We start from the raw sequence: 14,442 nt of genomic DNA on the forward strand, positions 1-14,442 counted from the left end.
ACCCTCACCTGCATGTGAAAAACTTCTTTAAGAAAAGTTTTATCATTCATTTGTAAAGGGTAGAGATCAAAAAGGAGGGAAGAGCCGTGGCATTTGATTATTCACTTGACTTTGAACATATCGATTTTAGAAAACATCCTGAAAAGTATAGAGTAGGAAAAGGAGAACAAGGAGTTCTCCTTGTTGAGCCATATAAAAGTGAAATTCTTCCTCACTGGCGTTTTCGTACACCTGACATTGCTGAGGAATCCGCCGACGCCATCTATCAGCTTTTTTTAACCTACAAAGAAAAAAGCGATTTTGTTGGAATGGACATGGCCCGGAAATTTCTCCAAATGGGATACACGCGATCGAGGCGCTACGCGAACTACAAAGGCGGAAAGAAATACAACAAAGACGGCGAGCGTAACGAACGGCAAATTGATGAACAAAAAGCAGAATCGGCATCAATTTTTATGGAAAAATGGAAAGAGGTACGAGAGAATAAAGAGTACTTGCAAATGAAAAAAGAGCATCAAAAAAAGTACGGATAATCAGCTGGGATCCGTACTTTTTTCCTTTGTTATTTCGATTCGTTTAATATGGTGATGTTCAATATCAATGACTTTAAATGAAAAACCTTCGTTTTTGATGCTATCACCTTTAGCAAGATCAAACTTTTCGGTCAGCATCCAGCCGCCAATGGTATCAACGTCTTCTTGTTCAATAGTTGTTCCGAGTAAATCATTTACTTCTTCAATCAACACCTTCGCATCTAGTACATAGTGATTTTCATTAATTTTGTGTACGTCCGGTATTTCATCATCATCAAATTCATCACGAATTTCACCAACAATTTCTTCTAAAATGTCTTCAACCGTTACAAGCCCCGTTGTTCCTCCATACTCGTCTATTAAGATGGCCATGTGAATTCTGTCCCTTTGAATTTTAAGCAATAAGTCGTAAATGGCGATGGAATCAATGACTTGAATGATGGGTTTCATATACGTTTGCACGGTACGTGGTTTGATATCATCTTCTTTTATGTAATCCGCTAATATTTCTTTAATATTAACTAATCCCACCACTTGATCTTTGTTTCCATCTATAACTACTGGATAGCGAGTATATTGCTCTACTCTAGCCATTTTTAAGAATTCTTCTATCGTTTCATCTGCTGATACGCTAACAATTTCTGTACGAGGCACCATGATTTCTTTAGCCGTACGATTATCAAATTCAAAGATATTATTCATGAACTTAAATTCCGATTGATTAATTTCACCGCTCTCATAGCTTTCAGATAAAATAATTCTAAGTTCTTCTTCACTATGAGCTACTTCATTTTCAGAAGCTGGCTTCAGGCCGAATAATCCGACAACGCCTCTTGCTGAGTGGTTTAAAAGCCAAATAAACGGATAAAGTAACTTAGAAAAAAGAATAAGAGGACGGGAAAATAACAGCGTCACTTGTTCGGCTTTTTGAATCGCCACCGTTTTGGGCGCAAGTTCTCCAGCTACCACATTTAAAAATGTGACAATCGAAAAAGCAAGAACAAAAGATATGACATGCGAAAGTGATGTAGCAAAAGGAAGCATGTCAATAAGCGGCTCTAATAAATGACCTACCGTAGGTTCACCTATCCAGCCTAGACCCAATGCGGTAACCGTAATGCCCAGCTGTGTGGCTGAAAGATAACCATCTAAATTTGATACTACTTTTTTTGCTGCTAAAGCGTTCCGGTTTCCTTCTTCAATTAACTGATCGATTCTAGTCGACCGTACCCTAATGACGGCAAATTCCGTTGCAACAAAAAAGGCTGTTAATATGATTAATACGATGAATAAGATGACATTTACTGTTTCCAAATTTATCTCCTTACCCCGTTGAAACGGATAAGGGAACACCTCCTTTATAAAAGTTTGCTGAGCTGATTTATATGGTAAATAAAGAATATCATGTATACTGTTCCCTTAATCTCCGTAGAAATAAACTTATCGAAAAGAAAGAACACTTTTTAATAACCCGCAACATTTTTTGGCAGAAAAAGCGTAAACTAAACATTATAAAATGAACGAAAAGAGACAACGTGATAGCTTTAAAGAGATGTAAATAGAAGTAGGAGTCGATTGTTTTTATGGAATTTTTTCTGACGATATTAGTCTTATTGGCTTTGATTGGTCTATCTAATATCATTAATCATTTTGTGCCATTTATTCCTGTTCCGTTAGTTCAAATAGCTTTGGGAGCAGGGCTTGCTATCTTGCCATTTGGCGGAGATGTCCATTTGGAACCTGAATTATTTTTTATATTATTTATTGCCCCGCTATTATTTAATGATGGGAAAAACGTGTCAAGAGCTGCTCTTTGGAAGCTTCGTACACCTATTTTATTACTAGCGCTGGGACTGGTTTTTGTAACGGTGGCAGTAGGGGGATATCTAATCAATTGGCTTATCCCTTCCATTCCGTTACCGGCGGCATTTGCACTAGCCGCTATTTTGTCCCCAACAGATGTAGTGGCAGTTGGAGCTATGGCGAGCCGAGTAAAGCTGCCTAAGCGAATTATGCATTTGCTTGAAGGGGAAGGACTGATGAATGATGCCTCTGGTCTTGTAGCGTTTCAAGTAGCAGTAGCTGCTACCGTAACGGGCGTTTTTTCAATCATAGATGCTACATTTCAGTTCCTTTGGGTAGCGTTGGGAGGTTTGTTTGTAGGAGCATTTATCGCTTTTCTGATTATCAGACTGCGTGTACTTGTTCGACGTTTAGGAATGGAAGATATTACGATTCATATGTTAATACAAATTCTAACTCCATTTGTTGTCTTCTACATTGCTGAACACTTTCATCTATCGGGAATCTTGGCAGTTGTAGCAGGCGGCATTGTGCATGCGATTGAGCGCGACCGAGAGGAATCACCTAACCAGCAGCTTAAAGTGGTATCAAAAAGTACTTGGACGGTTATTTTATATTTGTTAAATGGCTTGGTTTTTGTGCTGCTTGGTCTGCAAATACCAAAAGTGGCGAAAGCAATTATTCAAGATCCAAACTTTAATAATGGACAAGTGCTTCTTTATATTTTGATTATTACTGTCTTTTTGCTTGTACTACGATTTATTTGGGTGATGGTATCATGGTCAGTAGGCTGGTATTACAAAAACAACAAGCATCTAAAACCTGAGCCTCGGTCTATTGGTATTATTACGGTTTCAGGTGTACGAGGAGCTGTTACGTTAGCCGGAGCGTTTTCGATTCCTTATACGCTTGATAACGGCAGTGATTTCCCGGAACGCTCTCTGATTATTTTTCTAGCAGCAGGCGTTATATTGTTAACCTTAGTTGCGGCAAGCATTCTTTTACCTGTTATTGCGAAAACAGAAAAGGCGCCGAAGAAGCCTGAGCGCAATACAAAAGAGGTTAAAGCACGCATTAAAGTGCACAAAGCTGCTATTCAGCGGTTAAAAAGAGAAATGACCGAGGAAAATCGTGGAGCAGCGCTTTCGTTAATTTCAACGTATAATACAACGATTAATAACATCATCGTTAAAACGCATCCTTTAGAAGCCTCTGAAAACAAACAGTATGAAGAAGAAATTCGATTGCTGGCTCTTCAGGCCAAGGGGAAATTGGTGGAAAAGCTATTAAAAGAGGAAAAAATAGACCGTGAGACAGCGTATATTTGTTTGGAACATACGCACAAGCTTGAAATGGCTGTAACCAATCGTGTAAGGTACAAATTATTGGTGAGCTGGATGAGGTTTAAAAAAGTTTTATTATTACTAGTCCGAATTTTTTCACCGAATAAGCAGGCTTTAAGAAAACAAAGCCTGCGCAGAAGAAGTAAAGTGAACAAAGTACGTATTCAAATGATTGAAGAAGCGATAAAGGTCATTAAAGAAAATATGAACGAAGAAAATCGAATGATTTCACTTGCTATCATTAGTGAATACCATAGATCCATGGCAAGACTTAGAAAAGAGAGTACGGAGTATAATTCAGGTAAACGTAAAAAAGCAACGAGAGATTTATGTTATAAAGCGTTTCATACCGAGCGGGAAACGGTGCAAGAACTTTATGAAAAAGGAGAAATCACACGTGAAATCGCTCATAATATTCGAAAAGATATCGCTTTGCGTGAAGCATTAACAATTGAAGAAAATGGTTATTAAAAAGTCGCAGAGAGTAGTCTCTGCGACTTTTTCTAATAAGTTTCATTCTATTGCTTTTCAAAAAGATAAAGCTTTCCGTTAACAGCAATATCAAATCGAGGCCCTTTAAAGCCGCGTTTTATAAGTTCTTTACGCATAAACTTCATAATTCCTCCGTGGCTGACAATCAGCAAATCGTCTTCTGACTCGGAAATAGCGCGATCTAGCACTGCTGCTACTTTTCTCTTAGTCTCAGCCATATCTGTACGAGCTTGTTTGTTGATGAGTCCGGACATGCGAAACAGTAATGCCCAGAGGATAAAAGGAAGTTTAAATTTTACTGGAATAATAGGCATGGGTATTTCTCTAAGTTCCGGAAGAAGAGTGATCTCTTGTTTATAAATATGCTTTGCCGTTTTGTGTGCTCGCGGCATATCGCTTGAAAAACAGCGTTTCCATTCAATATTATTTAAATCAGTCTCTCCATACGTAATATCTGATTCATCATATTCCTGAAACCAAGCCACTAGTTCATCGGTGGATAAGCGGTGGTTTTCTGGAAGCCCTTTGTTTACTTTGTAATGACGTACTAATGCTACTTTCATTGTGAAATCTCCTTAAAATTTAAGCGCCAAAAATACTTACTCGGCGCAGCTTGATTTTTTTATTTAACGTTATTTTCATCATGCTGCACCTCCTTTCAAATATTTGTAAAATAAGTATAAAATGGATTGAGAAAATTGTAAATAAGGTATAGGAGAAGATTTTGAGATAGAATAATTGGAAAATGAAACCTTTTTATAAGATAAAACGTATTACTTATAGATAATTCAAACAAATTGAAATACATATAAAAGGGTGGATTACAATGATGGATACAGAGAGAAAAGTGAATATCAGAGAAGAGTTTGGAACTTTATTTACAGAAGGGGATTTTAAGAAGCTTTATGATTGTGTAAGCGAAGAATTTAAACGTCAAGTTTCCCTTCAGCAATTTTTGGAGCAGAGCAAATTGTTTAATCAAGGAGAACAGTTCTACAGACTAGAAACAAATCTTTATTTAACCCCTCAAATTGAGCAGTTTATTTGGATAAATTCTACGCAGAGAAAAGCCATCAGCGTTATGTTTGATGAACATAATATTATACAAGCACTTGTGCTTGCTCCTATAGAATCATTTTCAGAGAGAGAGAAATGGAGTACAAACAAATATACGATGCCGATTCAAAGTGAATGGTTTGTCTATTGGGGTGGAAAGCATGAGTTGTTGAACTATCACCATCCAGTCGAAAGCCAAAGGTATGCATATGATTTAGTCGTGCGAAAAGGAAAGCAAAGCTATAAAAATGATGGAATGAAAAACGAAGATTACTATGCTTATGGAAAAAAGGTTGTAGCTCCGCTTGAAGGAGTCGTTATCGCAGCAGCTGATGGCCAAGAAGATAATGAAATTGGACACACGAATAAAAAAAATCCTTTAGGAAATCACGTTATCATTGAACATGAAGGGAAAGAATACAGTGTGCTTGCACATTTGAAGCAAGGGTCGGTTTCTGTGAAAAAAGGAGACGTGGTTCGTAAAGGAACGCTGCTCGGAAGGTGTGGAAATTCCGGGAATTCATCCGAACCTCACATTCATTTTCACGTCATGGATGCCTCTGACATCGAAACGTCAAAAAGTTTGCGAATTCAGTTTCATGCAGCTGTTGAACCGATTCGCGGAGATACGGTTATTCCATTTTTCTATTGATTAAAAAGAGACTAGGACAAAAGTATTTTAGCCCAAGTGAAAAACGAACCATTGATCAACATGTTTGATGAGTGGTTCGTTCTTTTGGTTATGGTGAATATAGCTTCATGGGTTTCGTTCCTTCTAGCAGTTGATTGAAGGGCAAGGCGAAGACTCCTGCGGGAAAAGCGGGACAGAAGACCCCGCAGGAGCGCAAGCGACGAGGAGACTCAGCGGCCGCCCGCGGAAAGCGAAGCCTTGCACGGAAATCAACTGCGGTGTCATAAGCGGTTCAGCTCATGTATCTCATTTATTCGTCTTTAGGTGGGCTTCATTTCGTTATGTCCCAGACTCTTTTTATGCATGATTTTCTTCAAATATAAAGTCAAGAAGCCGCTGAAACAAGTAAAGGATAATGGCTACGGTAGTCATGACAAGGAAAAGTCCAAAATGACTAATTTCATACAGATTATAAAGCCCAATTTTAGCGAGAAAAGGAACTATAACATAACCATGAATCAAATCCAAAATAATGTTAACCATTATGTACAAGATAAACCCGGGATACGTAAGGTAAAAGACAAAGATCGTAATCACAATATGAAGGCAATAAATCGTTGCTCCCATGCTAGTAAGAAAAAATACGTTTTCTTGAACCGTCCACCAGTGCATTTTTTCCGCTACTTGATAGGCGATTGTCATCATTAATGCAGCAAACAACCCTACAGTAAAAAATCGTTTAACCCGCTGTTTATCAAGCAGCAGCAGTAAAAACCATGGAATAACAAGAATTCCCCATAATATAATTTGATTCATCCATCTTCCCACCTTTTATTTATCAGTAGTTCTTAGTGTAAGAAAGAATTGTAAAAATATACATTTTGCAAAGAAAACGTTTACAGTCAGATTTCTTATCTATATACTAAATCTTGAATACTTGTATACAAGTTGGTTAAGGAAGTGATGACACATTAAAAAGGTAACCTACCCGGAAAGATGGCTTCGCGGAGCCTCGCTGGGAGAACAAGTGGTAAGCAAATTAAGAATTCAAATTATGAGCGGCGAGCTGAAAAAAGGAACCATACTATCAGAAAATCAGCTCTCGGCAGAGTTTGGAATGAGTCGATCTCCTATAAGAGAAGCGCTGCGGATCCTTTCAAACGAAGGGCTCATTGATTTACAGCGAATGGGAGCAGTTGTTATTGGTTTAACAACTAGGGATTTAAACGAGCTGTACGATGTTCGTCTGCTTTTAGAACACTTTGTCTTAGAACGTTTATCTGAAGTCAACCATGATTCGCTTATTAAAAAGCTGGAGCAAAGCATTGATCAAATGAAGATGGCAGCTAAATACGATGACTATGTAGAGTTTGCTTATCAAGATTTGCGGTTTCATGAGCTCGTGATTATCGAAGCAGACCACAAGCGGATATTAAAATTGTGGGAAAGCATCCGTGAAATTATTTTAGCTGCTCTTTTAATTACGACTGAAAAAAGATTTCGAGATGATAAAGCAGCTGTGCTCCCACTGATTAAGCAGCATCATGAAATGATTAAGGCATTAAAGTCTCAAAATACAGAACGCATTCAAGATGAAGTGAAACGTCACTTTGAAGACACGCGAAATACGATAACAGCTTCACTTTTGAATGAAGCATAAAAAAGGGATAAAATTTTCGGAATAATTTTGAATATTTTTCTCTTCAAATTGTCGACAAGTATACAAAAGGGGATGGAGAAATGAAAGCAGGTGTCTACGTTTCAGAAACAAAAGCCGTTATGCAGCAAAAAGCGAAACCGGTTATAAAAAAAGGAGAAGCGCTTGTAAAGGTATCTCATGCTGGAATTTGCGGAACGGATCTGATGATTTATTTTGGAAAACACCCTAGAGCACAGGCGCCACTCACTATGGGACATGAATTCAGCGGAGTGATAGAGGAGATCCGAGGAGAAACGGAATTTTCTTTAGGTGACCGCGTAGCAGTTGAGCCTACGCTTAGCTGCGGAACGTGCGAAGCCTGTGTAAAAGGACAGGTTCACGTTTGTAAAAAATTAAAACTAATCGGCATCGATCAAGATGGAGGTTTTGCGCAGTACGTGGCTGTTCCTGTGAACCGCCTTCACCTCTTGCCAGAGAAACTGTCTAGCGAGCATGCAGCTCTTGCAGAACCTGTAGCGGTTGCCGTACATACAGTGCGACGCTCGCGTTTGAAAGTAGGAGACCAAGCTGTCATTTTAGGGGCAGGACCTATTGGACTGCTAATCGGGATGATTGCGAAACGAGCAGGAGCAAAAAAAGTAATGATTTCAGATATTAGTTCTTATCGCTTAACTAAAGCGAAAGAACTTGGCTTTATACCAATTGATGCAGCGAAAAGAGACGTAGTAAAAGAAGTGCGTTTGCTTACGAATGACGTCGGTGCAGACGTTGTATTTGAAGTAGCCGGAAATCAAATTACAGCAAAACAAATGGTTGAAACAAGCCGTATTCAAGGAGAGATTGTGGTGGTGAGCGTATACAAAAACGCTCCAGAAGTAGATTTAGCAGCAATGCACTTTAAAGAAATTTCATTAACTACAACGAGATGTTATACAAGGGAAGATTTTCAGACGGCTATTGATTTACTGGCAAACGGTGAAATAGCAGCAGATTCTTTAATTTCTCATAAACTGCAGCTTGAAGATATTCAAGCGGGGTTTGAGTTTATGCAGCGGCCTGATGAATCACTTAAGGTTTTATTTGCACCAAACGGAGAGGAGAATGAACAATGACAGTAGATTTTTTTTCTTTAGATGGTAAAGTAGCAGCGATTACAGGAGCAACAAGAGGAATTGGAAGATCAATGGCGATTGCTTTGGCAGAAGCAGGTTCGGATATCGCTCTGCTGCAAAGATCAAAGGAATTTCTTGGAGTAAAAGAAGAAATTGAACGTCTGGGAAGAAAATGTTTTATTGTTAATTGTGATCTAGAAAACGCTTCTGAAGTAAGCGAAGCGATCTCATCGGTTGTTGCTTATTTTGGCAAGCTCGATATTTTAGTGAACAACGCGGGCATTCAAAGACGCTCACCCGCTGTAGACTTTGCAGAAGAAGATTGGGACGCTGTTATGAACGTTAATTTAAAAACCGTATGGCTGTTATGTCAGCAGGCGGGCCGCCAAATGCTTAAACAAGGAAGCGGAAAAATCATTAATATGGCATCTTTGCTTTCTTACCAAGGAGGTATTACCGTTCCAGCTTATGCCGCAGCAAAAGGCGGAGTTGCTCAGCTTACAAAGGCTTTATCTAATGAATGGGCAGCAAAAGGCGTAAATGTTAATGGAATTGTACCAGGGTACATTGCTACTGATATGAATGAAGCACTTATTAACGATGAAACGCGCAGCAGACAAATTATTGAACGTATTCCCGCAGGAAGATGGGGACAAGCAGATGATTTTAAAGGAGCGGTCGTCTTTTTAGCATCTGATGCGTCTGCTTATATTCACGGACACTTGCTTGCCGTAGACGGAGGATGGCTAGGAAGATAACGCATGAACCAATAAATTTTTTCATATCATGAACAAACTCGATTAAAAGGGGCGTTCATGGTATGAAAGTGTGGGTATTGAATGTTGGTATTGCTGTCACAGTGCTGACAACTGCTTGGGCGGTGTATACAAAGCCTGAAGAGAAAGAGGCTTCGCTAGTTTCTTACAATCAGTTCTCCATAGCTGTCCCAAAAGAAAGCACCGACTTTGAAAAAGAGTTAAAATCAGCTTTGACGCAGTATGGTTTTCAAGAGGTTAGAGTGCTGAATGACTATGCGGAAGCTCAAGTTCTGGTTCTTCTGCCCGCCGAACAACTTTCTTCCTATAAGAAGAAGGAGATTCAGCAAGTCGTAAATCAACTTGCCAAGCAGTATCACGTTAATCCTGATGTAGTTAATGTTCAGTTATATGAAAAAAAGTAAAAGCCTTTTAGAAAGGGGAATCCCCTCTATAAAAGGCTTTTTTTACTCTTTTTTCTTCTCTTGTTGAGCGAGCTCTTCTTGTCTTTTAAAATGTGATTTTCCTAACGCATACACAAAACTAAAAAACAAAGGAAGTAAAATAGTCAGCAGCACAAGGCGAGTAAGCATATCACTCAAGTCATTTCTCGTTAAGTAAATATTAATAGCTGCGATGACAATATAAATAAAAATCCCGAGGTTTCGTAAAAATCTCTTTAGCATAGATGCATTCATTTTTTTCACCTTACTTTTATATACTCACATTTAAGGTAAAGGAAACGATTAATAAAAGCAACCTATTTACTACAAAGCAAGAAGGAATACAGAAATTTATGATGAATGTTTATATGTTATCTGAAAATTATGCGAATAAAACTGCTAACATGAAGCTGCTTTATACAGCAGTCTGCTTTTAGTACACCGAGTCAGTATAAACAGTTGCCTTCTCTTCAATTAGCTTTAGTTTTTAAAAAGGTAAGGTGATGAGATGAAAAGAGTGCTAGTAATGGGCGTTTCTCCAGGAGTAGGAAAGTCCACATTTGCCAAGAAATTAGGGGAAAAGCTTGATCTAGAAGTACATCATCTAGACAGCCTGTATTGGCAGCCGGGCTGGACGGAAAGAGACAAGGATAGTTTTAGAGAATTGCAGGAGCACATTGTAAAAAAAGACAGCTGGATTATCGATGGGAACTACAGCAATTCGTATGATATTCGAGTGAAGCGTGCAGATACCATCATTTATTTAGAGCTGCCTCTAATCGTTTGTGTGTACCGAGTGATAAAGAGGAGGATTGTATATGCAAGAAAAACGCGTGAAGATATGGCAAAAGGCTGCCCTGAGAAAGTAGATTGGTCATTTTTTACATTTATTCTTACGACGTATCGAGAACGGCAAAAAAAGATGAGAAACCGGTTTAAAAAGCTTAAAAATGATGAGGATTGCAAGGTTTTTATGCTGATGAATAGAAAGGACATCGAAAACTATATACAAAACCTATAGGTGGAGTACGAGCTGAATTTTGAACAAAAACAGCCACGTAACAAGTTCGCTTGTTACATGGCTATATTAAAAAAACAATCATTTATTGTGTAATCTTCAGCATTCCTTTTTCGTCCAGCGCAACTGTTAAAGAATGATTGACCTTCACCGTTAATGGATGAACTTCAGAGTCTCGGTCCGAAAAAAACCACCGTCTTTTAGGCGCCCCTACAAGAAAAAATGCACTGCCGCTTCCTAAAAAGTTAAAGGTCTCGTTTAACGGCCTGTTGTTGCGCACGGTGATACCGGAGTTAATAAGCTGTGTCCCTACAGAGCGGACATGAGGCGTTGTCAAGTTGATTTCTCCTATGCTTAAAAGCGACTTAGGAGAAAAGGGGTCGTTGGATGGTGGGCAGTCTGAATATCTGGAAATGTATTCAACAATATTATGAGCAGGATCTTCAAAATAAAACGAATGAGCATCAAATGCTTCAAAATAAATTTCATCTTTCTTCTCTTCTGTATTGAGGAAGACTCTCTGAGTAGCCCATTTCTTTGCTTCCATAAAGCGGTTTGCTGGAACATTAAAAGCAAAATGGTAAAAGGGCTTTGTATGTAGAGAAGTTTCTTTAAAAGTTAGCTCACTTTCACCAACTTTAATGGAAAAAGAATCAGCCGAAACGGCGGTTAAAGGGAAATCGAGAGAGTTTACATAAAAATCCTTCATTTCGTCCAATAGATGAGTGTACAGGACAGCTTGATTAATCATCATAAACCATTCCTCCTTGTTTAAACGTTGTCTAAATCACATGGCATTAAACAGATGTTTCATTATCCCTTTGAACGCTGCTTTTCCAGTGAAGCTGAAAAGAGCCTTTATGCTCCGAGCCTATAAAGTTAACGCGATATCTTTTCGTTTTTTCAGGTGTTAAATAAAGAGAGTTATTAGTCATTTCAAAGAAACGTGTACGTCTTGGATCTTCTACATATAGAGAAAGGTCTCCACTTTTAGTGTTTTTAGATAGCGTAAAAGCATAGGTTACGCCTTTTTTGAGTTTAATGCTCCGAGAGTAGCGGCCTGTAAAGCTGTCATATTCTCCAAAGAAAACCTCACTTCGCTCTTTTTTTATTCTCCCACCTACAATTTGATTTTCCTGGCCGTTAAAGTTAATAAGTAAAAAAGCAATAAGAACAATAAGAAAACTATATTTAAACATAAAAACCTCCATCTACTAAATTATAGATAGTTTTGGATTTCGTCAAATAGTGTTATAGTTTAAAAAGGGAAAAATTAACAAAAAATATTATCCCTTTGTATGTTACGCCTAACGGAAAGGAGAAAAAATTGACTCAGCGTTTTTATTTTTTACCAGCAAGTCAAGTAACCACAAATTTAGGTTTTGTTCTTTATACAATGGCCCTCACTTCCTATATAAATCAAAACACCGGTTCAACAGCTCTTGCATCAATGATTACGGTGACGAGCTTACTTGCTCGCCTCCTTAGTGGTCTTAGCGTACCTTTACTAGCGGATACATATAAATCTATTCATATTATGCGGGCTGTACAGGTTATGCAAATAGGAATGCTCGCTGGATTGTATATGCTACTCACACAAGAATTTACAGTCACAGTACTAGCGATGTGTTTTGTCATTGTTGGGATCATTTCTTTTTTTAACGGTTTTTTTACTATTTTTAAAACGTCGGTTGTCCGCAGCTTAGTAAGTGATAGTCAAAGAATGCAGGCGAATAGTTTGCTTTCAACAATTGACCAAACCTTTCTATTTGCAGGGTGGTCCCTTGGTGGTTTCGTTTTGTCTTTAACAGGATTCACTTATTCTTTATGTATAACGGCAGGTCTTTTATTGTTCTCGTTTGTTTGCTTGCTGTTTATAAAAGAAGCTCATAGATACAAGCAGCCAGAAAAGCGAAGCGTGGCAAAGCTAATGGAAGGATGGCGCTTTTTATGGGTACATAAACGCATCAGAGCACTCGTTATAATGGACATAACTGAATCACTCGTTGGAACGATTTGGATTGGGGCTATTACTCTTTCTTTTGTGAAAGAAGTACTTGGAAAAGGAGAAGTATGGTGGGGATATATAAACGGTGCGTATTATTTTGGAAGCATAGTCGGAGGAATTATTGTGTACCGAATGTCTTCTATGGTAAAAGGAAGGCTTTTGCTTCTTATGTTCGCGGGCTCAATTAGTTATGCTGTTTTAACCGGTTTTTACGGCTTAGTAACGAACCCGTATTTAGCTTTAGCACTTTTGGTAATGATGGGTCCTGCCTATCAGCTTCGAGACGCAGCGCAGGAAACCATTTATCAAAATGCCTGCAGCAGTGGGGTTCTTTCTAAAGTAATAGCGGCAAAATCAACTCTTGTACAGGGTGCGTTTATTCTTTCTATCGCGTTTGTAGGTACAGTAGCGGACTTCTTTGGGGTGAGGATTGTATATCTATTTGCAAGCTTCCTATTGCTAGTAACGTCTCTCATAGGTATTGCAGTATTAGTTCATAACAAGCAGTCTGTGGAAACAACATCACCTGTTGAACGGGGAGAGAATATATGAAGATCATCACGCTAACGTATCTTATGGAGCATGATATAAAAGAGCTGTTAATCGAAAGCCAGGAGGAAGGCTTTTTCTTTCTTACCAAGCTAATAGCGGAGTATAAAAACGGGCAAAACGTATTTAATAAAACAGGCGAAAGACTGTGGGGAGTTTACGGTTAAACGAAAGGAATGATTTGACGAATGAAAAAACGAACCGAGCGTGTTTATTTTCATGCTGCTATATTTATGCTGGTGGGAACGTTAGTAGGGTGTGCTGGAAACAAGGACGAAAAATCCATAGAAGAAACCACAAGTGAAATGAATATAAATTCCTCAGTAAAAGAAGCTACAGGCAAAACGGATGGAAGCCCCTCAACAAAAGAAGCTGCGAGTAAAACAGATGAAAGTTCCTCAAGCAGTGAGTCGAAGCAATCAGACAAAGCTGATAAAAATGACGCCTCTTCAGAAAAAGCTGTTGATGAAAATTCCGATAGCATTTCGTCTGGAAATAGTAATTCAAAGGTTAGTAAGAAGGAAGACAAAAAAACACTATCTAATTATTCGAGCAAACAAATTGAATATGCTCGAATTTGGTTACAGCTAGGACCAAATCAAGAGATAGATGAGCTAAATGTTCGCCACATTTCAGCCGGAGAATTAGTCAATATTTATGACGATACTAGTGCTAGCTATCCAAAAGACGTTGTTACATTAGAGGGTTCTCGTTCTGTTGATGGTTCAGTGACTTATAGTAGTAACGGAAATGGTACAATTAACGTGTACAACGTTCCTTCACATTGGCCTAGTTCTGCTCAGGTAGATAAGGGTTTTATGAAAAATTACACAGAGGATATTATTCAAAATACAAAGCTGGTTCACGTTGACCCAGGTGAGGATAAAAAAATCATAAAATTAATCAACATACTAAATGTTTATTAATAAAACCAACGGGGGCTTAATTCAATTAGGACATTAAAATAATATACGAATAACGCTCAGACAAAATCTGAGCGTTATTCGTTACCATTCATATTGCTAATTCACTATTAAAA

Annotated in this window: 17 protein-coding genes and 1 pseudogene; 12 read left to right on the forward strand and 6 right to left on the reverse strand. The window is 38.4% G+C overall.

From position 1 onward, the window contains the following. Nucleotides 1-86 precede the first annotated feature (86 nt). A complete protein-coding gene (locus SCI76_RS26150) occupies nt 87-533 on the forward strand; it encodes a DUF4385 domain-containing protein (protein ID WP_034268877.1) in 447 nt (148 codons plus the stop codon). Here the strand turns inward: SCI76_RS26150 and SCI76_RS26155 are convergent, their stop codons facing one another. Then, a complete protein-coding gene (locus SCI76_RS26155; protein ID WP_033579360.1) occupies nt 534-1,847 on the reverse strand; it encodes a hemolysin family protein in 1,314 nt (437 codons plus the stop codon). 269 nt (nt 1,848-2,116) lie between these two features. On the opposite strand from SCI76_RS26155, the gene SCI76_RS26160 reads away from it, so the two are divergent. Beyond that, on the forward strand, nt 2,117-4,150 hold the full coding sequence (locus SCI76_RS26160; RefSeq protein ID WP_063247770.1) for a Na+/H+ antiporter: 2,034 nt from the start codon (nt 2,117-2,119) through the stop codon (nt 4,148-4,150). A gap of 47 nt (nt 4,151-4,197) precedes the next feature. Here SCI76_RS26160 and SCI76_RS26165 read toward each other — a convergent pair whose 3' ends face one another. Next, a complete protein-coding gene (locus SCI76_RS26165) occupies nt 4,198-4,734 on the reverse strand; it encodes a histidine phosphatase family protein (RefSeq protein ID WP_033579359.1) in 537 nt (178 codons plus the stop codon). A gap of 263 nt (nt 4,735-4,997) precedes the next feature. On the opposite strand from SCI76_RS26165, the gene SCI76_RS26170 reads away from it, so the two are divergent. Further along, nucleotides 4,998-5,879 carry a M23 family metallopeptidase gene (locus SCI76_RS26170; protein WP_275211020.1) on the forward strand — a complete coding sequence of 294 codons (882 nt, stop codon included), beginning with the start codon at nt 4,998-5,000 and terminating at the stop codon, nt 5,877-5,879. Nucleotides 5,880-6,013: 134 nt separating this feature from the next. Continuing rightward, a complete protein-coding gene (locus SCI76_RS26175) occupies nt 6,014-6,145 on the forward strand; it encodes a hypothetical protein (protein ID WP_269201618.1) in 132 nt (43 codons plus the stop codon). A gap of 70 nt (nt 6,146-6,215) precedes the next feature. Here the strand turns inward: SCI76_RS26175 and SCI76_RS26180 are convergent, their stop codons facing one another. Continuing rightward, entirely contained in the window at nt 6,216-6,674 is a 459-nt protein-coding gene (locus SCI76_RS26180; RefSeq protein WP_033579356.1) for a hypothetical protein, read from the reverse strand. 211 nt (nt 6,675-6,885) lie between these two features. Here SCI76_RS26180 and SCI76_RS26185 point away from each other — a divergent pair, with 211 nt between their 5' ends. The 4 genes from SCI76_RS26185 to SCI76_RS26200 all read left to right on the forward strand — a co-directional run bounded on the left by SCI76_RS26185 (nt 6,886) and on the right by SCI76_RS26200 (nt 9,810). Beyond that, nucleotides 6,886-7,518, forward strand: a complete 633-nt coding sequence (locus tag SCI76_RS26185; RefSeq protein ID WP_228307259.1) for a GntR family transcriptional regulator — start codon at nt 6,886-6,888, stop codon at nt 7,516-7,518. Nucleotides 7,519-7,598: 80 nt separating this feature from the next. After that, nucleotides 7,599-8,630, forward strand: coding sequence for a zinc-binding dehydrogenase (locus SCI76_RS26190; protein WP_168760943.1), 1,032 nt, complete (start codon nt 7,599-7,601; stop codon nt 8,628-8,630). Next, on the forward strand, nt 8,627-9,388 hold the full coding sequence (locus SCI76_RS26195; RefSeq protein ID WP_047750660.1) for a glucose 1-dehydrogenase: 762 nt from the start codon (nt 8,627-8,629) through the stop codon (nt 9,386-9,388). Before SCI76_RS26190 ends, SCI76_RS26195 begins: the two co-directional genes overlap by 4 nt. 62 nt (nt 9,389-9,450) lie before the next feature. Further along, nucleotides 9,451-9,810 carry a hypothetical protein gene (locus tag SCI76_RS26200; protein WP_328174979.1) on the forward strand — a complete coding sequence of 120 codons (360 nt, stop codon included), beginning with the start codon at nt 9,451-9,453 and terminating at the stop codon, nt 9,808-9,810. 42 nt (nt 9,811-9,852) lie between these two features. Here SCI76_RS26200 and SCI76_RS26205 read toward each other — a convergent pair whose 3' ends face one another. Then, nucleotides 9,853-10,083: a hypothetical protein gene (locus tag SCI76_RS26205; RefSeq protein WP_033579352.1), complete on the reverse strand. Its 231-nt coding sequence runs from the start codon at nt 10,081-10,083 to the stop codon at nt 9,853-9,855. Nucleotides 10,084-10,336: 253 nt separating this feature from the next. Between SCI76_RS26205 and SCI76_RS26210 the strand changes: the two genes are divergently transcribed. Then, nucleotides 10,337-10,849: a topology modulation protein gene (locus SCI76_RS26210; protein WP_034268848.1), complete on the forward strand. Its 513-nt coding sequence runs from the start codon at nt 10,337-10,339 to the stop codon at nt 10,847-10,849. 82 nt (nt 10,850-10,931) lie between these two features. On the opposite strand, the gene SCI76_RS26215 is transcribed toward SCI76_RS26210, so the two are convergent. Beyond that, nucleotides 10,932-11,600, reverse strand: a complete 669-nt coding sequence (locus tag SCI76_RS26215) for a glyoxalase (RefSeq protein ID WP_048019082.1) — start codon at nt 11,598-11,600, stop codon at nt 10,932-10,934. A 43-nt stretch (nt 11,601-11,643) separates the two neighbouring features. Next, nucleotides 11,644-12,045: a hypothetical protein gene (locus SCI76_RS26220; protein ID WP_014459632.1), complete on the reverse strand. Its 402-nt coding sequence runs from the start codon at nt 12,043-12,045 to the stop codon at nt 11,644-11,646. A 128-nt stretch (nt 12,046-12,173) separates the two neighbouring features. Here SCI76_RS26220 and SCI76_RS26225 point away from each other — a divergent pair, with 128 nt between their 5' ends. The 3 genes and pseudogenes from SCI76_RS26225 to SCI76_RS26235 all read left to right on the forward strand — a co-directional run bounded on the left by SCI76_RS26225 (nt 12,174) and on the right by SCI76_RS26235 (nt 14,329). Further along, the gene (locus SCI76_RS26225; protein WP_407544771.1) at nt 12,174-13,406 is read left to right on the forward strand and encodes an MFS transporter; all 1,233 of its coding nucleotides are present in this window, start codon (nt 12,174-12,176) and stop codon (nt 13,404-13,406) included. Next, nucleotides 13,403-13,564, forward strand: a pseudogene (locus SCI76_RS26230) (GNAT family N-acetyltransferase); the annotation flags it as partial. The gene SCI76_RS26225 and the pseudogene SCI76_RS26230, both read left to right, overlap by 4 nt. A 27-nt stretch (nt 13,565-13,591) precedes the next feature. After that, nucleotides 13,592-14,329 (forward strand): hypothetical protein, encoded by a 738-nt coding sequence (locus tag SCI76_RS26235; RefSeq protein WP_394556320.1) that lies wholly within the window; start codon nt 13,592-13,594, stop codon nt 14,327-14,329. Nucleotides 14,330-14,442 lie beyond the last annotated feature (113 nt).

It is taken from the genome of Priestia sp. HNGD-A6, from assembly GCF_045784335.1.
Lineage (GTDB): Bacteria > Bacillota > Bacilli > Bacillales > Bacillaceae_H > Priestia > Priestia zanthoxyli.